Source organism: Novosphingobium sp. (genome assembly GCF_031424035.1).
Taxonomy (GTDB): Bacteria; Pseudomonadota; Alphaproteobacteria; order Sphingomonadales; family Sphingomonadaceae; genus Novosphingobium.
The window spans coordinates 18,130-41,373 of sequence record NZ_JANPGP010000115.1; the positions used below are offsets into that span (position 1 = coordinate 18,130).

Here is a 23,244-nt window from a genome sequence, read left to right on the forward strand (position 1 = left end):
GCAGCCATAACGGCTGCGCCTGCCCGCGTCACGCCCGGTTCTTACAGCCCGTCGAGGCCCTTGCTGACCAGCACGTTCACCGCCACGCGGCGGTTCTGGGCCTTGCCTTCTTCGGTGGTGTTGTCCGCCAGCGGGTCAGCCTTCGCCATGCCGGTCGGCGTCAGCATCCGGTACGGCTTCCAGTGGCACTGCTGCTGGAGGTAATTGATCACGCTGTTGGCGCGCTTTTCGCTGAGGACCTGGTTGAATTCATCGCTGCCGACCGAATCGGTGTAGCCGACGACAAGCAGCAACGCGTTGTTGGTGCCTTCCGCCGCAGTCGCGGCATTGCACAGTTCGGCGCGGGCCTGTTCGCTCAGCGCGGCCTTGCCGGTGTCAAAATAGACGTTGGTCGTTGCCTTGACGTTGTACTTGTCGATGTCGCCCATGCGGCCCTTGAGCGCTTCGGTTGCGGCGGTCTGCTCACCAAAGCGCTGGTCGGTGGCGTTGCGGATCATTGCGGCTGTCTTGTAATCGCCGCTCTTGAAACTGATCTGGCTGGCGACCAGCCCGGCTTCGGACTGCATTGTTTTGACCGTCACCGGCATGCCATTGAGCAGGGCGGCGCTGGATGCCGGGTTCTTCTTTGAGAAGCCGCCGCCGCTCGTCTTGAACTTCGTCGTTTCGCCCAGATCGATAACCGTGGCCGTGCCGTCCATCGCCGTAACCTTGATCCGGTTTTCATTGCGCGCAGTGATCACGCCCTTGATTTCCGGCCCGGGGGTCAGCACCGGCGCTGTGACGACGATGTTCGTATTCGCTGCGTCCTGCTGAGCATGGACGCCTGCCGAAAGCGGCAGCGCCATCATGGCCAGCGCGATATGAGCCCCCGTTTTGCCGGAAATGAATTGCATGGAGTCATCCTTGATGTTGAACCTGCGCGGACCCGTGTTGCGGGCAACCTTGCGGCCAGATGAACGCGCAGTCAGGCGGGGGCAGGCGGTGAGCTTGGCGCGACGAGCGGAGGCTCCGGGCAACTGGCTACTTTGACTACGGGACGCTGCAAGTTGTCCTGAAAGGCCTCCCTGTGCCATGGTGAGTCGATGATCGACACTCCCGCCCGCAAGTCCGACATCGTCCCCGATACGCAGCATCGCGGCATCGTTGCCGCGCTGCCGCAACGCTTGCGTGACTATGCCTTGCTCGCCCGGTTCGACCGGCCGATCGGCTGGTGGTTGCTGTTCTGGCCCTGTGCCTGGGGGGTATTGCTCTCCGGAGGGCAGGCGCGGTGGGACCTGATCGCCTGGCTGCTGCTGGGCGCAATCGCGATGCGCGGAGCGGGCTGCGTCTATAACGATCTCGTCGATGCAGACCTCGACCGGCAAGTGACGCGCACCGCCAGTCGCCCGGTGGCGAGCGGGCGGGTGAGCAAGCGCGCGGCGTGGATCTGGCTGCTGGCGCTGTGCCTGATCGGGCTGGTCGTGCTGCTGCAATTGCGCTGGGAGGCGCAGATCGTGGCGCTCGCCTCGATCGCGCCGGTCGCGGCCTATCCCTTCATGAAGCGTATCACCTGGTGGCCGCAGGCGTGGCTAGGCCTCGTGTTTTCGTGGGGCGCGCTGGTGGGGTGGAGTGAATTGCGGCTCGACCGGCTGGAGGTGCTGGCGCTGCTCTATGCCGGATCGATTGCCTGGGTGATCGGTTACGACACGATCTATGCCCTGCAGGACCGCGAGGACGACGCGCTGGTCGGCATCCGCTCCTCCGCGCGGGCACTGGGCGGCAAGGTGCGCGGCGGCGTGGCGGGGTTCTATGGTTCGGCGATTGTCTGCTGGGCTGCGGCCTTCTGGCTGCTGCGCCCGGACCTGATCGCCAGCCTTGCGCTGCTGCCTATGGCTGCACACCTGATATGGCAGGTGGCCACGCTTATGCCGGGCGACAATGACAATGCGCTCGCCCGCTTCCGCTCGAACCGCACGGCCGGCCTGTTGATGGCGCTGGCCTGCTGGGTCGTCGGGAACGCCTGATGTGCAACCTTTACCGCATGACCAAGGGCACGGATGAAGTCGCCAAGCTGTTCGAGGTCGAGGCACCGGTCGGCCTGAATGTCGCGGAAGAACTGTACCCCGGCTACCCGGGCCTGGTCGTTGCAGAAGGGCAGGTGCGCTCGATGACCTGGGGCTTCCCGCTCGCGCTGAAGGGCAAGCAGGGGCAAAAGCTGAAACCCAAGCCGGTGACCAACGCGCGAGAGGACAAGCTGCTGACCGGCTTCTGGCGCGACAGCTTCGTCCAGCGCCGCTGCCTTGTCCCGGTCACAGCTTGGGCCGAGGCCGAGGGCGAGAAGGGCCGGATGACCCGCACCTGGTATGGTCTGCCGGGAGAAGACCTTTTCGCCGTCGCCGGCCTGTGGCGGCGCAGCGAGGAGTGGGGCGAGGTCTACACGATCGTCATGGTAGACGGGCATCCGCAGATGGCCGAGGTGCATGACCGGATGCCGCTGATCCTTTCGCGCGCGGCTCAGAGGTACTGGCTGGAAGGCACACCCGAAGAGGCCCTCGCGCTCTGTGCGACGTGGGAAGAATCGCTGACCGTCGAGCGGACGCAGGAGCGCTGGGCCGGGGGTGGCGCGGCCACGACTGCGCCGCCGGAGGAGCCTTTCCAGCCCGGCTTGTTCTAGCCGTAGGTGACGATCTCGAACTCGATCCCGTCCCAGTCGAAGAAGTAGAACCGTCGGCCGGGATAGTAGTCACCGTGGGCGAAGGGCTGAAGCCCGGCCGCCATGACGAGCGATTCGGCGGCCTCAATATCGTCGACCACCAGCGCAACATGGTTGAGCGGCGCTCCCTTTGTGAACGGCCCGGCAGCACCGTCGGCGCGGGCATAAAGCGCGAGGTATTGCTGCTCGGTTCCGACATGGATTGTCCGCCCGCCAAGCTGCGCCGGGCCGCTCCAGCGTTCGTGCCAGTTGCACAACTTCTGCAACAGGCCGGACAGGCGGTCGGGATCACTGACGGTGATGTTGGTATGTTCTAGGAATCCGTTTGGCACAATAAAGCTCCTGATTACATGGATTTACTGCAGCTTCGAATCAAAGCGCTTTATCTTTGTGCAACCTCAAGCTAACTTGAGGTCAAGCAAAATCGACCGAAAGGGCGACCATGGACAAGAACGACCTGCTTCCGATCGGCGAACTCGCCCGGCGCACCGGGCTCGCGGTATCGGCGATCCGCTTCTATGAGGATCGCGGTCTGGTGCAGGCGTTCCGTACCATGGGAAACCAGCGCCGTTTCCTGCGCAGCGACATCCGCCGGCTGTCGTTCATCCTCATTGCGCAGAAGCTCGGGCTCAATCTGACCGAGATCGAGGAGCAGCTCTCGCGCCTGCCGCAGGGGCGGACCCCGACGCTCGCGGACTGGCAAGCGATCAGCCGCTCGATGCGCGCGCAGATCGATGCGCGGATCCAGCTGCTCACCCGCACCAGCGCCAAGCTGGACGAGTGCATCGGCTGCGGCTGCCTCAGCCTGCAACGCTGCCAGCTCTACAACCGTGATGACAAGATTTCGGCAGCCGGGGCAGGCCCGCGCTTCGTGCTCGGTTGACGCTGGTCGAATAGTCGCGCCCGCCAGTTGAGTGCGGCGGCAAGCCTGTTAGGCTGCCTCCCATGAAGGAGAATTCCATGAAGCGTTCGCTGCTCGCAATTGCCGTCGTCGCCCTTGTTCCGCTCACCGCACCTGCGATCCTCGCCGCACCCGCTGCTGCTTCCGCCGATGCCGAGGACGCGCGGCTGACCGCTTTCCTCGACAAGGAATTCGCCGCCGACCTCAAACTGCGCCCGCAGCTCGCCACGCGGCTGGGGATCAAGGACGGGATCGACCGCTGGGATGATACGACCGCCGCTGGCCAACTCGCCCGCCTGCAGGCACGCCGTGCAAGCGCGGCACGGATGAAGGCCGCGTTCAACCGCGCGGGGCTTTCAGCCACGGGCAAGGCGAATTACGACATGTGGCTAGTCGAACTCGAACGGCTCGAAATGCAGTACAAGTTTCGCCGCTATCAGCCGCCGTTCTATTCGACGCTCTATTCCGCTCACGCGCAGCTGCCCGACTTCCTGATCAACTCGCACACGGTCAAGGACGCTGCCGACATGCGCGGCTACATCGCGCGGCTGAAGGGCCTGCCCAAAATGCTCGACGTCGCCCGCGTGCAGACGGTGCAGGCGCAGGCCCAGGGCATTCGTGTGCCGAAGTTCCAGGTCGAGCGGATCATCGGTTCGGCCAAGGCGCTGACCAGCGGCGCGCCGTTCGATGGCGGGGCGGATTCGGCGCTGATGGCCGACGCCCGCACCAAGATCGGCAAGCTGGAGGCGGACGGCAAGGTCAGCGCGGACGAGGCCAAGGCTCTGCTGTCTGATGCAGCCGCGGCCATCCTTGCCGCCAAGCCCGCCTATGACCGGGTCGGAGCATGGGCCAAGGCCGCGCTGCCGGGTGCGCCCGCCGGTAAGGTCGGCGCCCTTTCGCTCCCCGGTGGCGAGGCATGGTACGCCGCCGCGCTCAAGCTCAACACCACGCTCGATCTGTCGGCCGCGCAGGTCCACGCCATCGGCCTTGGCGAGGTCAGCCGCATCGAGGCCGAGCAGGACGCGCTCGCGCAGGCTGCGGGGCTGGCTGACCGGCACGCCTTCTACGCCGACCGCGCGAAGAAGTTCCCGCCGCAGACGTACACCGACGAACTGCGCAAGGCCTACCTAGATGCCTCGAACGCGGCCATTGCCCGCAACCGCGAACTGCTGGGTGCGCGGTTCAATCTCAAGCCTATCCACCGCATCGAAGTTATCCGCGAACCGGCGTTCAGCGAAGTCGCGGGCGGGGCTGCTCATGCCTCCGGCCCGAGCCCGGACGGAACGCGACCGGGCCGCGTCTATCTCCACCTCCTCGGTGAAACGCTCGACCCTGCCAAGACCTTCGACCTGATGTGCCACGAAGGCGTCCCCGGCCACGTCATGCAGGGCGATATCGCCGTGCGGCAGACCGGCGTGCCAAAGTTCCGCACCGCCAGCGGCTATGTCGCCTACAGCGAGGGCTGGGCGCTCTATTCGGAGCTGCTTTGCAAGGAAATGGGTGCTTACCCGGATGTCGCGGCAGACTTCATGCGGCTCGACGCCGAACTGTTCCGCGCCTCGCGTCTCGTCACCGACACCGGCCTCCACGCCATGGGCTGGAGCGAGGATCAGGCAGCCGCTTATATGACGGCCACCGGCCGGCTGCCCGCCCAGCAGGCACGTTCCGAAGTCCGCCGCTATATTACGCTGCCGGGGCAGGCGACCGGCTACAAGATTGGCATGATCAAGATCATGGACCTGCGAGCCAAGGCGGAAAAGGAACTTGGCGCAAGGATCGACATCAAGGCTTTCGATGACCTCGTCGTCGGCGGCGGATCGATGCCGCTGCCGGTGCTGGAGCGCCGGGTCGACGACTGGATCGCCGCGCAGAAGTGAGAATGTCCTGGCGGCGGTCTACTGTGCCGCCGCCAGCAGTTCCTCCGCCCCGCCAAGGTCGACGCTGACTAGGCGGCTGATGCCTTGTTCGACCATGGTCACGCCGAACAGGCGATGCATGCGGCTCATGGTTACGGCATTGTGCGTGACGATCAGGTAGCGGGTGTCAGTTTCGCCGACCATGGCATCGAGCAGATCGCAGAACCGTTCGATATTGGCATCGTCAAGCGGCGCATCGACCTCGTCGAGCACACAGATCGGTGCCGGATTGGTTAGGAACAGCCCAAAGATAAGTGCCACTGCGGTTAATGCCTGTTCGCCGCCCGAAAGCAGCGTCAGCGATTGCAGCCGCTTACCCGGCGGCTGGGCGAAGATTTCCAGCCCAGCTTCGAGCGGATCGTCGCTGTCGACCAGCGCGAGGTGCGCCTGTCCGCCCTGGAACAGCTTGGCGAACAGCACCTGAAAGTGGCCGTTGACCGCCTCGAAAGCGGCGCGCAGCCGCTCGCGCCCCTCGCGGTTGAGATTGCCGATCGATCCGCGCAGGCGGTTCACCGCTTCGGCGAGCTCGGCCTGTTCGGCCAAGCTGGTGCCGTGGCGCTCCTCGGCGACCTTGAGTTCCTCGGCGGCGACGAGGTTGACCGGGCCGATGCGTTCGCGCTCGGCCACCAGCCGGTCCATCGTTGCCGATTCCTCGCCCGATCCGGCGACTTCGGCGGCGGCGAATGTGAAGCGCTCGGGCAGCAGCGGCGGCGGGCACTGGAAGCGCTCGCCCGAAATACGGCCCATCTCCGCGCGGCGCTCTTCCTCGTTTTCGGCGCGGGCGGCGGCACCGGCGCGGGATTCGCGGGCGGTGGCGAGCACTTCGTTGGCGCGGGCGAATTCGGCGTCGGCCTTGCGCGCCTCATCGGATGCGGCGGTGACGGCGGCTTCGGCCGCGGCGAGTTCTGCGGTCAGCCGCGCGCGCACGGCATCGCCGGCCTCGATCTCTTTCATCAGCGATGCCGGCTTGGCCCCGACAATGGCGCGCTCCGCCTCGATCTCTTCAAAGCGCATGCCCATCTGGGCGAGGCGGTTGGCGGCGTCCCCGGAGCGGGCCTGCCAGCCGGCCATGTCGGAGCGCTGGGCATTGGTCCGCTCGCGCGCGACGGCGAGTGCCTGATCATGCGCGGCGAGTGCGGCGGTGGCGGCCTGCATCGCGGTGCGCGCGGCATCGTTCTTCGCCTGCGCGGCGGTTAGCTGGGCGCGGCCGCTTTCAGGATCGGGCAACGCGGCGCGGGCGCGTTCGGCGGCGGAAAGTTCGCCTTCGGCAGTGGCGCGCTGAGCGGCAAGGTCATCGGCAACGGCGGCGAGTTCGACTTGCCGCGCTTCGAGCCGCGCCTTGGCGGCCTCGGCCTGATCGAGCGCGCGCAGGGCGCTGCGTTCGGCATCGGTTGCGGCGGCCACTTCGCGTTCCGAAGCGATCACCTTCAGCTGCAATTCGCCGAGTTCGGACTGGATCGCCTGCGCGGCTGCTTCGGCAGAGGCGGCAGCTTCACGCAGCGCGGGTAGTTCCTCTTCCAGCGCGGCGAAGCGGTTCTCCGCTTCCAGCCGGGCAGCCTCGGACGCCCCTTCGCCGCGCGCGAAGAAGCCGTCCCAGCGGCGCAGCGCGCCGTCGCCGGTGACCAGCCATTCGCCGGGAGCGAGGCTGCGGCCATCGTCGGCATCGGCAACGTGAACCAAAGCGAGGCGGGCGGCGAGTTGCGGCGGACACGTGCTGACATGTGCGGCAAGGTTGTCCTTCACCGGGGCAGGGGCCTCGGCGCCGGCCCAGAACCGGCCTTCCGCGCCTGCGGGCGCAGCGCCTAATCCCGCCTTGGCATCGCGGCCCAGAACGGCGGCGAGCGCGCGTTCATAGCCGGGCGCGGCGCGCAGGGCGTCAATCGCGGCGGTGAGGCCGTGGCCGCCCTTTGCCTGCCGGGCGCGGGCTTCGCGGTCGCGGGAAAGCGCGGCATGTTCGCGCTCGACCCCGGCGAGTTCAGCGCGGGTCGAGGCGAGGGTGGAGCTTGTCCCATCGCGTTCGGCTTGCAATTCTGCCTTGCGTGCCTGCTGGTTTTCCAGCGCGGCGCGGGCATCGGCGAGCGCGGCTTCGGCCTGCTGGCGCGCCGCATCGGCGGCGGCAAGCGCGGCGGCGGGATCGCCCTCGCGGGCGAGCGCGGCGCGCAGGTCGGTCTGCCGGGCAATCTCGTTGTCCAGCCGTTGCAGCCGCTGCTGCGCGGCTGACAGGGCCGCATCGGCGACGCGCCATTCGGCTTCGACCCCGGCCTGCGCGGCAGTCGCCTGCGCCAATGCCAGTTCGGCCTGCCGCGCGGCGCGGTCGGCATTGTCGAGCGCAGAGGCCAGTTCGGGGCGGCGCTTTTCGTCGCGTTCAAGTGCGGCCAGACCTTCGGCCAGATCGCGTTCCAGCCGGGCGAGAGCCTCGGCAGCATCGCGGGTCAGGCGGTCGGCATCGCCGCGATCCTCCTCCAGCCGGGTGCGTTGCCGGTCGAGGTCTTTGAGCCGCTGTTCCGCCGCTTCGAGCTGGGTGGTCAGTGCCGCCTGCCGGTGGCCATGGGCAGAAGCATCGTCGCGCCGGTCAGCCAGTTCGTCGCGCACCTCGGCGAGCTTTTCCGCGCCCTCGAACTGCGCCGTCTGCGCGGCCTTGAGCACGGCCTGCGCCTCGTTGACGCGGGCCTCCGCCCCTTGCGCCTCGGCTCGCGCGGCATCGGCGGCGGCGGCGGCATCGCGCCAACGGGCGAAGACCAGCCGTGCCTCGGCAAGCCGGATCTTCTCCGACAGCGCGGTGTAGCGTTCGGCCTGCCGTGCTTGCCGGCGCAGCGCGCCGATCTGCTGGTCGAGCTGGCCCATGATGTCTTCGAGCCGGGCGAGATTGGCCTCGGTTGCGCGCAGCTTCTGTTCGGCGTCCTTGCGGCGCACGTGCAGCCCGGCGATCCCGGCGGCCTCTTCGAGCATCTGTCGGCGCTCGGCAGGCTTGGCGGCGATGACCGCGGCGATCTTGCCCTGGCTGACCAGCGCGGGGGAATGGGCCCCGGTGGCGGCATCGGCGAAGACCAGCGCGACGTCCTTCGCCCGCACGTCACGCCCGTTTACGCGGTAGGCGCTGCCGGCGCCGCGCTCGATCCGGCGGACGACTTCCAGTTCCTCACCCTCGCCATCCTCGGCATGGAGCACAACTTCGGCGAAATCGCGAGATGGGCGCTGGGCTGTGCCGGCGAAAATTACGTCTTCCATGCCGCCGCCGCGCAGCGACCTGGCCGAATTTTCGCCCATCACCCAGCGGATGGCTTCGAGCAGGTTGGACTTGCCGCAGCCGTTGGGGCCGACCACCCCGGTAAGGCCCGATTCGATCCGCAGTTCGGCCGGCTCGACGAAGCTTTTGAAGCCGCTGAGCTTGAGCCGCTTGATCCGCATCGCCGTGCCCGTCTGCCCCCTCGGCCTGTTTACCGCAGGCCGGCGGCCATCAGGGCGGCGTCGAGATCGTTCCAGTCGGTCTTGCCGAATTGAACATCGTTGATGAACAGCGTCGGCGTCGAATCGATGCCCTTGGCGCCGTAAGCCTCGGCGTTCTTGGCGACCTGCGTGGCCTTGTTGAAATCGGCGAGGCAGGCCTTGCCCTGATCGACCGAAATGCCGCGCTTGGCAAAGAAGTCGGTCAGCCCGATCGCCTGCCCCATCGCGACGAAGCGCTGGTTTTCCGGCAAAGTCAGCGCCTGTTCGGCAGCTTGCGCCCCGCGCTGGGTGGCCTGGCCGAGTTCATCGAAGTTGGCGTAGACCTGCTCGACCAGGTTGACGAAGCTTTCCTTCGGGCCGCACTGGACCATCACGGTCAGCGGCACGTCCTGCGGGTGGATGGCGAAGGAGCGGAATTCAAAGCTCAGCCGGCCCGAAGTGATATATTCGCCGAACAGCTTCTTGAAGCCGTCCTGCGCAAGCTTGGCGCAGTGCGGGCACGACAGCGAGCCGTATTCGAGCAGCTTCACCGGTGCGTTCGGGTTGCCGACGCGGTAGCCGCCATCGGGGGTCACCTCGACCACTTCGACCCACGATTTTCCAGCCGGCGGGGCAATCGCGGCATGCGGTGTGGCCGAGACGATGGGCGTGCCCGATGCCGCGGCCGAAGGATCGTCCTTGCCGCAGGATGAAAGGCCGAGGACGAGAGCGGCGGCAGTGGTGGTCAGGGCAAAGCGGCGGGCGACTCGGAAGGTCATTTCAGCATCCTTGGATATGGGCCATGCAGGCTAGCAAACGGCGGTTTTAAGGGAAGGGGCAAGTCTGACCAGCCCCCAGATGAGTCCGCAGCCGGGGCGGACAGGAATTCAGCGCGTGGCGGCAGCGAGGTAGGGGCGCAGCGAGCGCCAGTCGCCCGCGTCGATCAGCCGGTCATTAAGCAGGAAGCTGGGCGTACCCTGGATGCCGATCACAGATTCCGCCGTCCGGTTTTCCGAAGCTATGCGCCGCGCCAGCGGTTCGTTAGTCAGGCAGCGTTCCAGTTCGATGCGGTTGTAGCCGCGCTTTATGAACAGATCGTAGAGTTTGAGGTCGCTGGCCACGGCCTGCATCTGGCTGGCGAAAGTGCCGGTCTGCCAGCGGCGCATCTGTGCGTTGGTCACCGGGGTCAGCCAGCCCTTTTGCCCGCGCAGCAAGGCGGCGTGGTTGCCCATGAAGCGGCTGGGCGGGCCGCAATAGGCCATCAGGGTGGCGGCAATGTCGATCGGGTTGCGGAAATAGGGGCGGAATTCCATCGATCCGGTGCCCGGCTTGATGAAGCCCAGCGCCAGCTCGCTGCCGGCCTGAATCTCGAAATCGGCGCAGTGCGAGCAGGTGTAGCTGACATATTCGATCAACTTGTTCTTCGCCGCAGGGTTGCCGAGCAGGTGCGCCTCGCTGGCCGTGCGCACCACGGTTGCAGTCCAGTTGGCCGGTGCCACGGGGCCAAGCTTTGGGCTGGGCCTGCCCGCGCCGATCGAAGTGGCGGCGGCGAGTACGAGAAGGGCGGATCGAAGAACGGTCATTCAGGCTTTTCCATTGTCAGAACGGGCATCGATGCTGCGCGCCAGTGATTCGAGCACGGTGCGCAGTTCCGGATCGCCGATATCGCGCAGGCTTTCGCCCAATTCCATCGGAATAGGCTTCAGACTGGGCGGAGCGGACGGTTTTTCTCCAGCAGGCGGCGGCTTAACCGCACCTTGCCGAAGCTTGACGCGGACCACGGAGTTATAGCCGAAGAAGCGGTTCACCCGGTCAATGATCTCGGGCACGACATGCTGGATCATCGGCGCATGGGCGGGCACGACGACAAGGTCGAGGATGCCCTCGCTCTTTTCTCCGGGGGGAAAGCGGATCGCCTCTGGCATGCAGACGCGGGCGTGGCGGGCGCCGACAATCTCGGGCCAGCGGGTGACGACACTCGATTGCACGAAACCGAAACGGCGAAAGGCGGTGCGGCCGATATCGGGCATCAGATCCGCCACGGCGCGCGCCGCGCCGCCGCGCGGGCGTTCATAGCGGCGCTGGCCAAGGCCGTCATTGGCCTTTGAGCTGGCTTTGGCCTTTTCGCCCTTCGCGGGCTTGCCGCCCTTGCTGTCGCCATCCCGTTCCATTGCGCTTCGCGCCATGCCATAGCGAGCCGATGGACGCCAGTGTGCAGGACATTTCGGGAAGCCTGCTTGGCTGGTATGACAGCCACGCCCGCACCCTGCCGTGGCGCGCGCGGCCGGGATCGCCCGCACCAAAGGACGGTAACTGGCCTTACCGCGTCTGGTTGTCCGAAGTGATGCTGCAGCAGACCACTGTGGCGGCGGTGCAGGCCTACTTTGCAAAGTTCACCCAACGCTGGCCGACCGTCATGGACCTCGCGGCGGCGGACGATGCCGATGTGATGAGCGCATGGGCCGGGTTGGGTTATTACGCCCGCGCCCGAAACCTGCTGGCCTGCGCCCGGGCCATTGCGGCGCGCGGCGGAGCTTTCCCCGATACCGAGGCCGAACTGCGAGCTTTGCCGGGGCTGGGCGACTATACCGCCGCCGCCGTCGCTGCCATCGCCTTTGGCCGCCGCGCTGTGGTGATCGACGCCAATGTCGAGCGCGTGGTTGCACGGTTGTTCGCGATCGACACGCCGCTCCCCACCGGGCGCAAGGCAATCCGCGAGGCGGCGGATCGAATCACTCCGGACGAGCGCTCGGGCGACTTCGCGCAGGCCATGATGGACCTCGGTTCGGGCATCTGCACCTTGCGGAGCCCGCGCTGCCTGCTTTGCCCGTTGAGCGCGTCGTGCCGGGGCAAAGCCGCGCCCGAACGCTATCCGGTGAAGCCGGCGAAGAAGGCCAGGCCGCAGCGCACCGGCACTGCGTTCTGGATTGAGCGTGATGGCGAGGTCTGGGTTGTCCGCCGGGCGGACAAGGGCATGCTTGGCGGCATGCGCGCGCTGCCTGACGATGGCTGGAACGCGCGGGCTGACGGAAATGGCGAACCTCCGCTCGCCGGGGAATGGCAGGCCGCCGGGCAAGTGGAGCACACCTTTACCCATTTCAACCTGATCCTGTCGCTAAAGCTTTATTCGGGCCGCGTTCACGCTAGAACGGCGAATGACGAAGGCGAGTGGTGGCCGGTCACGCGCCTCGACGAGGCTGGCCTGCCCACCCTGTTTGCCAAGGCGGCGCGGCTGGCGCTGGCGCTGCGGGGAGATGACTGACGTGCCGATGCCCTTCGCCAACCCTTCGCGCCGTGCCTTCCTCGGTGGCAGTCTCGCCAGTTTGCTGCTCGCGCATCCTGAACTAGCCCGCGCAGCTTCGGCTGCTCTTGCCAGCGATGTTGCGGCAGACTGGCCGCAGGTGGCCAATCTGATCCGGCGCTATGTGGCCGAAAAGAAGCTCCCCGGCGTGGTCGCCACTTTCGGCTGGGGCAACGCGCCGCCGCGCTCGCTGCTGCTGGGCAGTCAGGCCTTTGGCGATGCTGCTGCGGTCGGTCTCGACAGCCTCTACCGCATCTATTCGATGACCAAGCCGGTCACCGGCCTGCTGACGGCGTTGCTGATTGCCGAGCGCAAGCTGTCGCTCGATATGCGGCTGGCAGACGTCTTTCCCGTGTTCGCCGCGATGAAAGTGCAGGACGGGGGCAAGGCGAGCGCGCCGCTGCGAGCAGCCGACAAGCCGATCACCGTGCGGCACCTGCTGACCCATACCTCAGGCTTCGGCTATGGCGGCATCGGGCGTGACGCGGTGAGCCTTGAACTCACCAAGCGCGGCGTGGTGCCGGGGGCGGTGTCTCGGCAGATCATCCCGGGCGTGACCTCGCCGACGCCTACTCCCGGGCCGAAGGAATTCCTGCGACGCGCGTCCGAAGTGCCGCTGATGTTCGATCCGGGCGTGCAGTTCCGCTATTCGATGAGCATCGATATTCTCGGCCTGATGCTTGAGGAAATGACCGGCAAGCCGCTGTCGCGCCTGATGCAGGAACGGATTCTCGGGCCGCTCGGCATGACCAGCACCAGCTTTCGCGTGCGCGAGGCAGACGTTGGGCGGCTGACGACAAATTACGGCGTGCTCGGCAATATGCCGCTGCCAATCGATCCGGGCGCGAAGTCGGTATTTCTGGACGCGCCGGCCTTTGAATTCGGCGGCGCGGGCCTCGTTTCCAGCCCGCGCGATTTTGACCGGTTCGCGCAAGTTCTGGTCAATGACGGAAAGCTGGGTGGCAAGAAGGTAATCGACCCGGCGGCGGTGCGGCTGGCGGTGTCGAATCTTCTGCCGGCGGGCGCGGTGACCAAGGGCACAGGAATCGAAGGCGCGGGATATGGCGCGGGTGGGCGCGTTGGTCTGGGCGATGATGCGGGCATGTTCGGCTGGTCGGGCGCAGCGGGGACGCTGTTCTTCGTCCAGCGCCGCATCGGCCTGCGCGCGGCGCTGTTCGCGCAGTTCATGCCGCCAGAGATCTACCCGCTGCAAAAGGAATTCCTCGCCGCGGCGAGGCTGGACGTCGCCCCGATGCTGACCAAGAAGGCTGCCTGATGAAGCTCGATATCGCGTTCTCCGGCTGCCGCATCGACCGCGCCGATCACTTGCGCGGCGATCCGGCGGCGCTGGGCGCGCTGATGACGCACCATGCGCGGCTGCTTGGAATGGAGGGCCTCGATCCGGCGCTGACGGCGGATGGCGAACTGGTCTGGACCAGCCTTGCCGAGGCTGACCCGGACGGAGAACTGGTGTTCCTTGGCGTCGAGGATGGCCGTGCTTGCTTTGCGCCAGTGCCCGTCAGCGCCAATGTCGGCCCGCCGAATCCGCGCCTGTGGCAGGCGCTCGCGGCGGTATCGAGCGCCGACCTCGCCGCATATGGCGTCGCCCGCGCGCTCGTCGGCTGGCACGCGCGGCACCGCTTCTGCGCGCAGTGCGGCGGGGCGACCGTGCTGACAAAGGGTGGCTGGCAGCGCAATTGCACCGCCTGCCCCGCTGAACACTTCCCGCGCACAGATCCGGTGACAATCATGCTGGTCGAGCATGACGGCAACTTGCTCCTCGGCCGCCAGCCACGCTTTCCCGCTGGGCGATTTTCAGCGCTCGCCGGCTTTGTCGAGCCGGGCGAGACGGTGGAGGAGGCCGTAGCCCGCGAAGTGCTGGAGGAGGCTGGAGTGACGGTGCACGATGTGACCTATGTCGCCAGCCAACCTTGGCCGTTCCCATCCTCGCTGATGATCGGCTGCCACGCGATTGCGGAAGGCACGGCGATCACCATTGATGCGAACGAACTGGAAGAAGCGCGCTGGTTTTCCCGCGCCGAGGTTGAAGCCGCGATGGCGGGTGATCCCGAAGCTCCCTTCATCGCGCCGCCGGTCGCTGCAATCGCGCACCAGCTGCTGCGCTGGTGGCTGGCGCGCTAGACCAGTCCCAGCCGCGCCAGATCGCCGGCCAGCTTGGGCGGCATCAGGTCGCCGCTGTCCTCGCCATCGGCAATGTCGCGCGGGGCGTCATTCTCGGCGAGGTAGCGCCAGCCTTGGTGGGCGCGCTTGGGGCGGGGGTGAACCGGGATCATCTTTGCGGCGATGACGATCTCGGTGCGGCCATCGGCGGCCTCTTCAAACCGCAGGATCGGTGACCGCGCGACGAGCTGGTGTTTGAAGATCCAGAACAGTGATCCGCCGCCGATAATCTCTTCGTGCCGCTTGGGCAGGTAGCGTGTGGTCAGGTACACTTCATCGCCTCGCCCGGTGAACCACTCGCCGATTTCCTCGAGCGACTGCGCGCCATAGGCGACCTTGGTGATCGACAGCGCCATCAGCCGACCAGTCCGCTGGCTACGGCTAGGCCGAGGAAGGCGAAGAAGCCCATCGAATCGGTGATCATCGTCACGAAGACCGAACTGGCCACGGCGGGGTCCTGATCGAAGCGATCGAGAAGGACGGGGACGACAAGGCCCGCGATCCCGGCGGTGAGGATGTTGAGGATGACGGCCGTCGCAATCACGCCGCCCAGCAACGGGTTGCCGAAGAAAGCCCATGTCGCACAGCCGATCAGCGTGGCGACGGTTGCCCCGTTGAGCATGGCGACGCGCATTTCGCGCCACAGGATGCGGCGGGTATTGGTGCGGGTCAGCTGGTTGGTCGCCAGCGCGCGGACAGTGACGGCCATGGTCTGCGTGCCGGCATTGCCGCCGATCGAGGCGACCATCGGGGACAGTGCGGCGAGCGCCACCAGCTTCTCGATCGCGCCGCCGAAGCTGGAAATGATCGTCGCGCTAACCAGCGCCGTTACAAGGTTGGCGATCAGCCAGCGCACGCGGGCGAAATAGGAATCGCGGATCGGCTCGTTGATGTCGCCATCGCCGGCGCCGGACAGCAGCAGCGCGTCTTCGCCGGCTTCTTCCTGGATGATGTGGACCACGTCATCGACGGTGATCTGGCCAACCAAGCGCCCGCTGACATCGACCACGGCGGCGGAAATCAGCGCGTATTTCTGAAAGCGCAGTGCGACTTCTTCCTGGTCCATGCTGACGTCGATCAGCGTCTGGTCGCGCTTCATTACGTCGGACAGGGCAACGTTGCGCGGGCTGCGCAGGATCCAGCTGAGCGAGCACGTGCCGACCGGGTGGTGGCGCGCATCGACGATGAACACTTCCCAGAATTCGGTGGCCAGGTTGGGCCGTTCGCGCAGGTAATCGATCAGGTCGCCGACGCTCATATGCTCGGGCGCCGCGATGAAGTCGCGGCTCATCAGGCGGCCGGCGGACTCGTCCGGGAAAGCCAGTGCCGATTCGATGGCGGCGCGGTCCTCGGGCTCCATTTCGGCAAGGACGGCCTCGCGGTCCTCCTCGTCGAGATCCTCGATCATGGCGACAGCGTCGTCTGTTTCGAGCTGTTCGGCGATGTCGGCGACCTGATCTGCCGGTAGGTCTTCAACGATCAGTTCGCGGACGTGGTCGTTGAGCTCTGCGAAGACCTCCGGGCTCATCTGGTCGGAGATCGCCCGTGCCAGAGCGCCGCGTTCATCGGCATCGACCAGTTCGAACAGGTCTGCGATGTCAGCGGGGTGCAGCGGTTCGACAAGGTCGTAGACCACATCGCGCTCGCCTGCTTCGAGTGCTTCGCGCACCTTGCGGACGAATGCCGGCTTGAGCCGGTTATCCTCGTCGAGGGTGTTCGATTCCTGCGTGTCGCCAGCACCGACACCGGCCAAATCGACAGGTTCGATCAACACGGAAATGTCACGATCCTCGGGAGTCATGCGGCTCGGTCTAGGCGACTCGAAACCAATTGCAACCGCAGCAAACGCAGGGGCGTGACTTTATTCCCCGGCACCCTATATCGTGCCCGAAATTACTGGAGACTACGCAAATGGCCGAAGAATATCTCACCCTCTCGCTCGACACCGGTGACGTGAAGATCAAGCTGCGGCCTGACCTTGCGCCGGGCCATGTTGCCCGCATCAAGGAACTGGTCGGCGAAGGTTTCTACGACGGCGTGAAGTTCCACCGCGTGATTCCCGGCTTCATGGCGCAGGGCGGCTGCCCCAACGGCACCGGCATGGGCGGTTCGGACAAGCCCGACCTGCAGGCCGAATTCAACGCCGAACCCCACGTTCGCGGCGTCTGCTCGATGGCCCGCACCAGCGCACCGCACTCGGCCAACAGCCAGTTCTTTATCTGCTTTGACGATGCCAGCTTCCTTGATCGCCAGTATACGGTCTGGGGTCAGGTCGTCGAAGGCATGGAAAACGTCGACGCGCTGCCCAAGGGCGAGCCGCCGCGCGAGCCGGGCAAGATCGTCAAGGCGACGTTGAGCGAAGGCTGACGGGAACTTGGCGCGGGGGGCGCCCGGTTCCGCTGAGCGGCGCCCGATATACGAGGCCCTGACTGGGGCCGCATGGATCGGCGTGCCGCTTTTGCTGGGCTGGTTGCTCCTCCAGCGCGGAATCAACGATTCCGATATCTACTGGCAGGCAGCGCTGGGGGACCTGGCGCTGCAGGCCGGCGGGCCGATCCCCCGCGAGGTTCTGGCCCCGACCTATGCCGGCACGCCCACGCCGCCGCTTTCCGCGCTGGGGCAAGTGATCCTCGCGCTGGTCCGCCAGTTGGGCGACTGGCGCGCGGTGCAGATATTTGACGCCGCGCTGTGTGCCGGCGGGTTTTTCTTCGCTGGCCTCGCCGCAAGACGGCGCGGGGCGGGCATGGTGACCACCGCTGCGGCGTTGGTCCTCGCCTGCGGCATCGCACTTTCCTTCCTCTCGCTGCGCCCGCAGAGCTGGTCGGTGCTGGGCTTCGGGCTGATCCTGTGGATCCTGACATGGCGCGGCAAGCTGGCGTGGCAACTCGCTGCCGGAGCCGCGGTACTGGTGCTGTGGCAGAACATGCACCCATCAGTGATGATCGCTGCGCTCTATCTGGGGGCGCGCGCGGTTCCGGGCTGGCTTTCGGCGCTGCGTTCGCGGGACTTGTCTGCCATTCCGCTGCCTGAAACTGCGCTGGCTGCCATCGCCGCTGCCGCCCAGTTTGCCACGCCAGCGGGCTTCGACGTATTGGCGGTCAGTCTCGCCAACCAGAAGATGAGCGTCTTCATGGCGGCGACTGAATGGCTGCCAGTGAGCGATCCCGGCGCGAGGGACCTGCATCCGTTGCTGCTCACTCTCCATGCCGGCGTGCTGGCGATGATCGCGGTCAACTGGAAGCGGATCGACTGGGGGGAGGCGCTGGGCGCGCTGGCATTTCTGGCCCTCAGCTTTGTCTGGGCGCGGTTCATGCTGCCGTGGGCGATTGCGCTGGTGCCGCTGCTGGCCGTTCGCGAGAAAGTTGAAACGCAGGGACGGCATGAGGGCTGGGGCTTCGCTGCCGGCTTCCCGGTTCTTGCGGCGCTGGCTGTGGCCAAGACTCCGGTTCCCACATGGCCGCTTGCGCCACAGACTGCCATCGCCCAGCTCAAGGCCATGCCGGAGGGGGGGCGCATATTCGCCAATTCCTACTTCGGCGGCATCATCGCGGATGAGACTGGGCGCAAGTGGCAGTCGCTCTACGATGGCCGCTATTACCGCTTCAGCGAGGACGAATGGCGGCTCTACAACCGTACCTTCGGCGGCGAGGCTGGGCTGGCCGAAGTCGAGACGCAGTTCGATCCTGATGCCTGGCTGATTGCGCCGACTGATGCCAAACGTCTGGTGGCGGACCTGCGCGCTGCGCCATCGCGTTGGCGGGAAGTTCCCGGCGATGGCAAGGCGCTGCTCTTCGTGAAAGCGCAGTAACCGCCGTCAGATACCGGCGCCCACCAGCCAGTCGTGAAATAGCCGGACGGGGCGTGCATCCAACGCGCGCGGGCGGCAGACGAACCAGTAGGAATAGGGGCTCTCCACCTCGACATCATAGAGCCGCGCCAGCCGCTGGTCGCCCGAGCGACGGAAATGGTCATCGTGCATGATGGCAATGCCGAGGCCCTGGGCCGCCGCTTCAAGGATCAGCTGGCCCGAATCGAAATGGTCGATCGCTGCGGGTTCCAGCTTGGTCAGGCCCAGCGCTTCCTTCCACGCTGTGAAACTGTCGGGCAGCTCGTTGTGGATCAGGAAGGTCTGGCGCGAAAGTTTGGCGGCGTCGGGATTGCTGCCCAGTTCCTCCGCCAGCGCCCGCGAGGTGAAAGCATAGACCTTGTTGTGGTCGAGCCGCACCGAATAGAGCGCGTCGTCAGGCGCCCCAGCCACGACAATCGCCGCGTCGAGCGTGTCGCCCAGCCGCGCATCAAGATGCGGGCCAGTGTCGATATCGATGTGCAGACGCGGGTGCAGCTTGCGCAGTTCCAGCAGGCGCGGGAACAGACGCTGTTCGGCAAACAACGAGGGCGTGCCAAGGTGCAGACGCAGCAGCTTGCCGGTGTCGATCTGCGCCTCGACTGCTTCGGCGAGGTCCTCGATCAGCGGGCTGACAACCTCGTAGAACGCCTGGCCTTCCTCGGTCAGCTTGAGCGCCTGATGTTGGCGCAGGAACAGCTTCTTGCCGAGGAATTCCTCCAGCGCCTGCAAGCGCCGCGACAGGGCCGAGGGGCTGAGGCCGAGCTCGCTGGCGGCGGCCTTGGCCGAGCCCTGGCGCACGACACGCAGGAACGCTTCAAGCGCGCGGAGTGGGGGAAGGCGGCGCATCAGTCCACTACGATTGTCTGGGGCGCCCCGACCGGCGGATGCAGCCGCAGCCGTGTGACGTGGCGTTCATTGCCGGCGATCACTTCGAGCCGCCAGCCGCTCGAATGGTCAAGCATGGCACCCACCGGCGGCACCTGCTCGGCGAGCAGGGAGGCAAGTCCGCCCAGTGTATCGACGTCTTCTTCCACTTCGCCAAGGCGCGGGTCGATCCGTTCGCCCACGTCCTCGAGTTCAGCCCCGGCATCGACTTCCCACATGCCGCCCTCAAGCGGAACGAACAGGTCGGTCGGCGCGTCGTCATGTTCGTCTTCGATATCGCCGACGATCTCCTCGACGAGGTCCTCGATGGTGACGATGCCTTCGGTGCCCGAATACTCGTTGAACACCACGGCGAGGTGCGTGCGGCTGGCGCGCATGTCGGCCAGCACGTCGATGGCATTGCGCGATTGCGGCACGAACAGGGGCTGGCGCATCAGTGTGGTCCAGTCCTTCGGCGGCGCCTTGGGCCCGGCCAGGAACGGGAACACGTCCTTGATGTGGATCATGCCCTTCACCTCGTCGAGGGTTTCGCGGTAGACCGGCATACGGCTGTGGCCGTGTTCGGCGAAGGCGGCGACCAGTTCCTCCCAGGTGAGCGAGGTGGGCACGGCGACAATCTCGCGCCGGGGGATCGCTACGTCATCGGCATCGTGTTCGGAAAAATGCAGCAGGTTGCGCATCATCTGCCGCTCGATCGGGGAAAGGTCGCCGGCGGGCGAGGGCGAGGTGTCTTCCTCGTGCTCGTCGATCGCGTCTTCCAGCTGGGAGCGCAAGCTCTGGTCCTTGGTCATGCCCAGCATTGCGCGCAGGCTGCCGAGCAGCGAGCGCCTACTGTCCGCGTCTCCGGAATTATGGTCGGCCATTACTGGAAGCAGTCCCTCAGAATCGCTGGCTTTTGAGAATCGCTGGCACTTGCGTTTCGTTCAACCGCAATATGGGTCGGCAATGCCCATCAGTGCAAGCGCCTTTGTTTCGAGCGCTTCCATTTCGGTGGCATCCTCGCTCGATATTTCATGGTCGAAGCCGGCAAGATGCAGCAGCCCGTGAACCAGCAGGTGCGCGGCATGATGTTCCAGCGGCACGCCCTTGTCCGCCGCTTCCCGCGCGCAGGTCTCATGCGCCAGCGCGATGTCGCCGAGCATTTCGGGCGGGCCGTCCGGTTCGAGATCGAGCAGGTCATCGCGTTCGATCATCGGGAATGACAGCACGTTGGTCGGCTTGTCCTTGGCCCGCCATTCGCGGTTGAGCACATGGACTTCGGCGTCCGAAGTGAAAAGCAGGCTGGCAGTCAGGCGCACATTGCCGAGTTCAGGTGCGACTGAAGCCGCCGCCTCTGCCGCCTGAAAAGCCAGGTCCGCCCAGTCAGGCGTGCCCGGCCAGGGGGCATCGATATCGATCTCAAGGTCCATGTTGCCGGGCTAGGCGAGCGCGGGGGCTTCGACAAGCATCCAAACCCCATCACTCATCGTCATTCCCGCTTAGGCGGGAACCCATCTCCCAATCTATCGAGTCGCTCAGACGTTGATGCGTTACGAAACGTCTGGAGATGGGTTCCCGCCTACGCGGGAATGACGAAAGGTGTGTTGCTACGCGTCCTTGCCCTCATAAGCCTCAACGATCCGTCCGACGATCGGGTGGCGCACGACGTCGGCAGCGGAGAATCGGACGGTGGCAATGCCTTCTATGCCTTCCAGCCGGTCGACCGCGTCCTTCAATCCGCTCATTTGCGGACCGCCGGGAATGTCGACCTGCTTGGGATCTCCGCAGATCACCATGCGACTGTTCTGGCCAAAACGGGTGAGGAACATCTTCATCTGCGCTGGCGTCGTATTCTGCGCCTCGTCGAGGATGACGAAGGCATCGGCGAGCGTGCGGCCGCGCATGAAGGCGATCGGCGCAATCTCGATCTCGCCGCTGGCGATGCGGCGCTCGACCTGTTCGGGCGGCATGCAATCATTGAGCGCGTCGTAGAGCGGGCGAAGATAGGGATCGACCTTCTCCTTCATGTCGCCGGGCAGAAAGCCCAGCCGCTCGCCAGCCTCAACCGCCGGTCGCGAAAGGATCAGCCGCTGCACCGATCCCGCCATCAACTGGCTCACCGCCTGCGCCACGGCGACATAGGTCTTGCCGGTGCCCGCCGGGCCGAGCGCGAAGATGATATCCTCGCGCGCCAGCGCCTGCATATATTCGATCTGCGTGGTCGACCGCGGGACGATCGTCTTCTTGCGGGTACGGATCATTACTGAAGGGTTTTCGAGTTCCTTCGAGACAATACCGTCAAGCGTGGGTTCGGCCGACATGGCGATCAGCGATTCAACTGCGCCGGCATCGATGTCATGTCCTTGCAAAAGGCGTTGGTGAAGCCCGCGAAGGACATCACGCGCGCGGGCCACGTCGTCGGTCCTGCCTTCGATCTGGATGCGGTTGCCGCGAGCCGAAATGAACACGCCGAGCCTGTTTTCCAATTGGACCAGGTTGGCATCGAATTGTCCGAACAACGCGCCGAGAACGGCCGGTTCATCGAATTCCAGTTCGGCCCGGGCACGCTGAGGTGGTTCGGGCCTGATTTGCGCCACATTGTGGGCACGTGCAGCTTTGCGGGCCATGCGCTCCTTTCACGATGGGGCCGCAGGGCAGCGGCCCGACTGCGATCAAGATAGGCCAAGCAAACCCGGGCGCAAGCCGTGCTGCGACGGGTGACGGTGGAAAACTGCTCAGACGAGCGCAGGATGCAGCAGGCGCGCCGACAGCGAATTGGCTCCCGCCTCGGTCAGTTCGACCTCGACGAGATCGCCGATCGCAGCATCGCCGGTGAAATGCGCCGATTGCAGCCACGGCGTCTTGCCGAGCCACTGGCCTTCGAACTTGCCGCGCCGTTCGACAAGAACCCGGCAGCGCTTGCCTACGGTGGCGAGGTTGAAGGCCACTTGGTCGCGGTTGACCGCGGCCTGCAGGCGCTGGAGACGTTCGTCCATGACTTCGGCCGGCACCTGTCCGTCCATCGTCGCGGCAGGCGTGCCGGGGCGCGGCGAATACTTGAAGCTGAAGCACTGGGCATAGCCGACCGCGTCGATCAGGCTCAGCGTCTCTTCGAATTCCGCGTCGGTTTCGCCGGGAAAGCCGACGATGAAATCGCCCGACAGGGCGATGTCCGGCCGCACCGCGCGGACGCGGTCGAGGATCTTGAGGTAGCTGCCCCGCGAGTGGCTGCGGTTCATCGCTTTCAGCACGCGGTCGCTGCCCGACTGCACGGGCAGGTGGAGGAACGGCATCAGCTTATCCAGTTCGCCATGCGCGGCGATCAGGCCTTCGGTCATGTCGTTGGGGTGGCTGGTGGTGTAGCGAATCCGATGCAGGTCCGGGTATTTGGACAGCTCTCTTGCGAGGCCATCGAGGCCGACCGCGCGGCCAGCAGCATCTTCGCCGCTCCAGGCGTTGACGTTCTGGCCCAGCAGGGTGATCTCGCGCGCGCCGGCATCGACGAGTCTGGCAGCTTCGTCGACCAGATCCTTGAACGGGCGGGAAACTTCTGCGCCGCGGGTATAGGGCACAACACAATAGGTGCAGAACTTGTCGCAGCCTTCCTGCACGGTGAGGAACGCGCTCGGCCCCACCTTGCGCCGGGCAGGGAGCGAATCGAACTTCATTTCGGCCGGCATGTCGGTATCGACCGGGCGGCGACCTTCTTGCGCCTCGGCGATCATACCGGGCAGGCGGTGATAGGCCTGCGGGCCGACGACCATCGACACCGCCGGTGCACGCTTCATGATCTCCTCGCCCTCGGCCTGCGCGACGCAGCCGGCGACGGCGATCAGCGGTGCGGTGCCGTCATCGCGCGTCCAGTTCTTCACCAGCCGGCCGATGTCCGAATAGACCTTGTCGACCGCCCGCTCGCGGATGTGGCAGGTGTTGAGCACGACGAGGTCCGCCTCCTCGCCCTCGGGAGCAGGTGCGATGCCCTGATCGGCGAGCAGTTCGGCCATGCGCTCCCCGTCATAGACGTTCATCTGGCAGCCGAAGCTCTTGACGCGGTAAGTGCGGGGGGGCGGGGTTGATGACGGCGGAGTTGAGGGCGGCGGGGTTGAGGACATGGGC

Annotated in this window: 22 protein-coding genes; 9 read left to right on the top strand and 13 right to left on the bottom strand. The window is 65.9% G+C overall.

The window, feature by feature from the left end; genetic code table 11:
* Positions 1-41 precede the first annotated feature (41 nt).
* The gene (locus RMO89_RS15805) at positions 42-893 is read right to left on the bottom strand and encodes an OmpA family protein (protein WP_310534318.1); all 852 of its coding nucleotides are present in this window, start codon (positions 891-893) and stop codon (positions 42-44) included.
* Between the two features lie 189 nt (positions 894-1,082).
* Here RMO89_RS15805 and ubiA point away from each other — a divergent pair, with 189 nt between their 5' ends.
* The gene (ubiA, locus tag RMO89_RS15810) at positions 1,083-2,003 is read left to right on the top strand and encodes a 4-hydroxybenzoate octaprenyltransferase (RefSeq protein ID WP_310534319.1); all 921 of its coding nucleotides are present in this window, start codon (positions 1,083-1,085) and stop codon (positions 2,001-2,003) included.
* The gene (locus RMO89_RS15815) at positions 2,003-2,653 is read left to right on the top strand and encodes an SOS response-associated peptidase family protein (RefSeq protein ID WP_310534321.1); all 651 of its coding nucleotides are present in this window, start codon (positions 2,003-2,005) and stop codon (positions 2,651-2,653) included. Before ubiA ends, RMO89_RS15815 begins: the two co-directional genes overlap by 1 nt.
* Here the strand turns inward: RMO89_RS15815 and RMO89_RS15820 are convergent.
* A complete protein-coding gene (locus RMO89_RS15820) occupies positions 2,650-3,024 on the bottom strand; it encodes a VOC family protein (RefSeq protein WP_310534323.1) in 375 nt (124 codons plus the stop codon). The genes RMO89_RS15815 and RMO89_RS15820 overlap by 4 nt on opposite strands.
* Before the next feature lie 110 nt (positions 3,025-3,134).
* Here RMO89_RS15820 and soxR point away from each other — a divergent pair, with 110 nt between their 5' ends.
* Both soxR and RMO89_RS15830 read left to right on the top strand, forming a co-directional pair.
* Positions 3,135-3,575, top strand: coding sequence for a redox-sensitive transcriptional activator SoxR (soxR, locus tag RMO89_RS15825; RefSeq protein WP_310534324.1), 441 nt, complete (start codon positions 3,135-3,137; stop codon positions 3,573-3,575).
* Between the two features lie 77 nt (positions 3,576-3,652).
* Positions 3,653-5,470, top strand: a complete 1,818-nt coding sequence (locus RMO89_RS15830) for a DUF885 domain-containing protein (protein ID WP_310534325.1) — start codon at positions 3,653-3,655, stop codon at positions 5,468-5,470.
* An 18-nt stretch (positions 5,471-5,488) separates the two neighbouring features.
* Here the strand turns inward: RMO89_RS15830 and RMO89_RS15835 are convergent, their stop codons facing one another.
* The 4 genes from RMO89_RS15835 to RMO89_RS15850 form a co-directional block, all read right to left on the bottom strand.
* Entirely contained in the window at positions 5,489-8,917 is a 3,429-nt protein-coding gene (locus RMO89_RS15835; protein ID WP_310534327.1) for an AAA family ATPase, read from the bottom strand.
* A gap of 29 nt (positions 8,918-8,946) precedes the next feature.
* A complete protein-coding gene (locus RMO89_RS15840) occupies positions 8,947-9,714 on the bottom strand; it encodes a thioredoxin domain-containing protein (protein WP_310534328.1) in 768 nt (255 codons plus the stop codon).
* A 108-nt stretch (positions 9,715-9,822) separates the two neighbouring features.
* Positions 9,823-10,518, bottom strand: coding sequence for a thioredoxin domain-containing protein (locus tag RMO89_RS15845; RefSeq protein WP_310534330.1), 696 nt, complete (start codon positions 10,516-10,518; stop codon positions 9,823-9,825).
* A complete protein-coding gene (locus tag RMO89_RS15850) occupies positions 10,519-11,106 on the bottom strand; it encodes a DUF721 domain-containing protein (protein ID WP_409035569.1) in 588 nt (195 codons plus the stop codon).
* Between the two features lie 29 nt (positions 11,107-11,135).
* On the opposite strand from RMO89_RS15850, the gene RMO89_RS15855 reads away from it, so the two are divergent.
* The 3 genes from RMO89_RS15855 to nudC are packed head-to-tail and all read left to right on the top strand — an operon-like array spanning position 11,136 to position 14,378.
* The gene (locus RMO89_RS15855; protein WP_310534334.1) at positions 11,136-12,197 is read left to right on the top strand and encodes an A/G-specific adenine glycosylase; all 1,062 of its coding nucleotides are present in this window, start codon (positions 11,136-11,138) and stop codon (positions 12,195-12,197) included.
* Entirely contained in the window at positions 12,190-13,512 is a 1,323-nt protein-coding gene (locus RMO89_RS15860; protein ID WP_310534335.1) for a serine hydrolase domain-containing protein, read from the top strand. The genes RMO89_RS15855 and RMO89_RS15860 overlap by 8 nt, the downstream gene beginning before the upstream one ends.
* Complete coding sequence (gene nudC, locus RMO89_RS15865; RefSeq protein WP_310534336.1) at positions 13,512-14,378, top strand: NAD(+) diphosphatase; 867 nt, start codon at positions 13,512-13,514, stop codon at positions 14,376-14,378. Before RMO89_RS15860 ends, nudC begins: the two co-directional genes overlap by 1 nt.
* Here the strand turns inward: nudC and RMO89_RS15870 are convergent.
* Together RMO89_RS15870 and mgtE are read right to left on the bottom strand one after the other, a co-directional pair.
* Positions 14,375-14,773, bottom strand: a complete 399-nt coding sequence (locus RMO89_RS15870; protein WP_310534337.1) for a DUF1489 domain-containing protein — start codon at positions 14,771-14,773, stop codon at positions 14,375-14,377. The two genes, nudC and RMO89_RS15870, sit on opposite strands and share 4 nt — an antisense overlap.
* The gene (gene mgtE, locus RMO89_RS15875; protein ID WP_310534338.1) at positions 14,773-16,218 is read right to left on the bottom strand and encodes a magnesium transporter; all 1,446 of its coding nucleotides are present in this window, start codon (positions 16,216-16,218) and stop codon (positions 14,773-14,775) included. Before mgtE ends, RMO89_RS15870 begins: the two co-directional genes overlap by 1 nt.
* 110 nt (positions 16,219-16,328) lie before the next feature.
* Here mgtE and RMO89_RS15880 point away from each other — a divergent pair, with 110 nt between their 5' ends.
* Both RMO89_RS15880 and RMO89_RS15885 read left to right on the top strand, forming a co-directional pair.
* Positions 16,329-16,784 (top strand): peptidylprolyl isomerase, encoded by a 456-nt coding sequence (locus RMO89_RS15880; RefSeq protein ID WP_310534339.1) that lies wholly within the window; start codon positions 16,329-16,331, stop codon positions 16,782-16,784.
* Between the two features lie 82 nt (positions 16,785-16,866).
* Positions 16,867-18,225, top strand: coding sequence for a hypothetical protein (locus tag RMO89_RS15885; protein ID WP_310534340.1), 1,359 nt, complete (start codon positions 16,867-16,869; stop codon positions 18,223-18,225).
* 6 nt (positions 18,226-18,231) lie between these two features.
* On the opposite strand, the gene RMO89_RS15890 is transcribed toward RMO89_RS15885, so the two are convergent.
* The 5 genes from RMO89_RS15890 to miaB form a co-directional block, all read right to left on the bottom strand.
* Positions 18,232-19,110, bottom strand: coding sequence for a LysR substrate-binding domain-containing protein (locus tag RMO89_RS15890; RefSeq protein WP_310534342.1), 879 nt, complete (start codon positions 19,108-19,110; stop codon positions 18,232-18,234).
* On the bottom strand, positions 19,110-20,012 hold the full coding sequence (locus RMO89_RS15895) for a hemolysin family protein (RefSeq protein ID WP_310534343.1): 903 nt from the start codon (positions 20,010-20,012) through the stop codon (positions 19,110-19,112). Before RMO89_RS15895 ends, RMO89_RS15890 begins: the two co-directional genes overlap by 1 nt.
* A gap of 60 nt (positions 20,013-20,072) precedes the next feature.
* A complete protein-coding gene (gene ybeY, locus RMO89_RS15900) occupies positions 20,073-20,558 on the bottom strand; it encodes an rRNA maturation RNase YbeY (RefSeq protein WP_310534344.1) in 486 nt (161 codons plus the stop codon).
* Positions 20,559-20,735: 177 nt separating this feature from the next.
* On the bottom strand, positions 20,736-21,755 hold the full coding sequence (locus tag RMO89_RS15905; RefSeq protein ID WP_310534346.1) for a PhoH family protein: 1,020 nt from the start codon (positions 21,753-21,755) through the stop codon (positions 20,736-20,738).
* Between the two features lie 108 nt (positions 21,756-21,863).
* A complete protein-coding gene (miaB, locus tag RMO89_RS15910; RefSeq protein WP_310534347.1) occupies positions 21,864-23,240 on the bottom strand; it encodes a tRNA (N6-isopentenyl adenosine(37)-C2)-methylthiotransferase MiaB in 1,377 nt (458 codons plus the stop codon).
* Positions 23,241-23,244 lie beyond the last annotated feature (4 nt).

Bases quoted from the DNA above. Each gene is read 5' to 3' on its own strand.
- soxR (WP_310534324.1), top strand. From the start codon at position 3,135: ATGGACAAGAACGACCTGCTTCCGATCGGCGAACTCGCCCGGCGCACC.
- RMO89_RS15850 (WP_409035569.1), bottom strand. From the start codon at position 11,106: ATGGAACGGGATGGCGACAGCAAGGGCGGCAAGCCCGCGAAGGGCGAA.
- RMO89_RS15815 (WP_310534321.1), top strand. From the start codon at position 2,003: ATGTGCAACCTTTACCGCATGACCAAGGGCACGGATGAAGTCGCCAAG.
- RMO89_RS15805 (WP_310534318.1), bottom strand. From the start codon at position 893: ATGCAATTCATTTCCGGCAAAACGGGGGCTCATATCGCGCTGGCCATG.
- ybeY (WP_310534344.1), bottom strand. From the start codon at position 20,558: ATGGACCTTGAGATCGATATCGATGCCCCCTGGCCGGGCACGCCTGAC.
- mgtE (WP_310534338.1), bottom strand. From the start codon at position 16,218: ATGACTCCCGAGGATCGTGACATTTCCGTGTTGATCGAACCTGTCGAT.
- RMO89_RS15890 (WP_310534342.1), bottom strand. From the start codon at position 19,110: ATGCGCCGCCTTCCCCCACTCCGCGCGCTTGAAGCGTTCCTGCGTGTC.
- ubiA (WP_310534319.1), top strand. From the start codon at position 1,083: ATGATCGACACTCCCGCCCGCAAGTCCGACATCGTCCCCGATACGCAG.
- RMO89_RS15830 (WP_310534325.1), top strand. From the start codon at position 3,653: ATGAAGCGTTCGCTGCTCGCAATTGCCGTCGTCGCCCTTGTTCCGCTC.
- RMO89_RS15860 (WP_310534335.1), top strand. From the start codon at position 12,190: ATGACTGACGTGCCGATGCCCTTCGCCAACCCTTCGCGCCGTGCCTTC.
- RMO89_RS15840 (WP_310534328.1), bottom strand. From the start codon at position 9,714: ATGACCTTCCGAGTCGCCCGCCGCTTTGCCCTGACCACCACTGCCGCC.
- RMO89_RS15855 (WP_310534334.1), top strand. From the start codon at position 11,136: ATGGACGCCAGTGTGCAGGACATTTCGGGAAGCCTGCTTGGCTGGTAT.
- RMO89_RS15880 (WP_310534339.1), top strand. From the start codon at position 16,329: ATGGCCGAAGAATATCTCACCCTCTCGCTCGACACCGGTGACGTGAAG.
- miaB (WP_310534347.1), bottom strand. From the start codon at position 23,240: ATGTCCTCAACCCCGCCGCCCTCAACTCCGCCGTCATCAACCCCGCCC.
- RMO89_RS15870 (WP_310534337.1), bottom strand. From the start codon at position 14,773: ATGGCGCTGTCGATCACCAAGGTCGCCTATGGCGCGCAGTCGCTCGAG.
- nudC (WP_310534336.1), top strand. From the start codon at position 13,512: ATGAAGCTCGATATCGCGTTCTCCGGCTGCCGCATCGACCGCGCCGAT.
- RMO89_RS15835 (WP_310534327.1), bottom strand. From the start codon at position 8,917: ATGCGGATCAAGCGGCTCAAGCTCAGCGGCTTCAAAAGCTTCGTCGAG.
- RMO89_RS15895 (WP_310534343.1), bottom strand. From the start codon at position 20,012: ATGGCCGACCATAATTCCGGAGACGCGGACAGTAGGCGCTCGCTGCTC.
- RMO89_RS15905 (WP_310534346.1), bottom strand. From the start codon at position 21,755: ATGGCCCGCAAAGCTGCACGTGCCCACAATGTGGCGCAAATCAGGCCC.
- RMO89_RS15845 (WP_310534330.1), bottom strand. From the start codon at position 10,518: ATGACCGTTCTTCGATCCGCCCTTCTCGTACTCGCCGCCGCCACTTCG.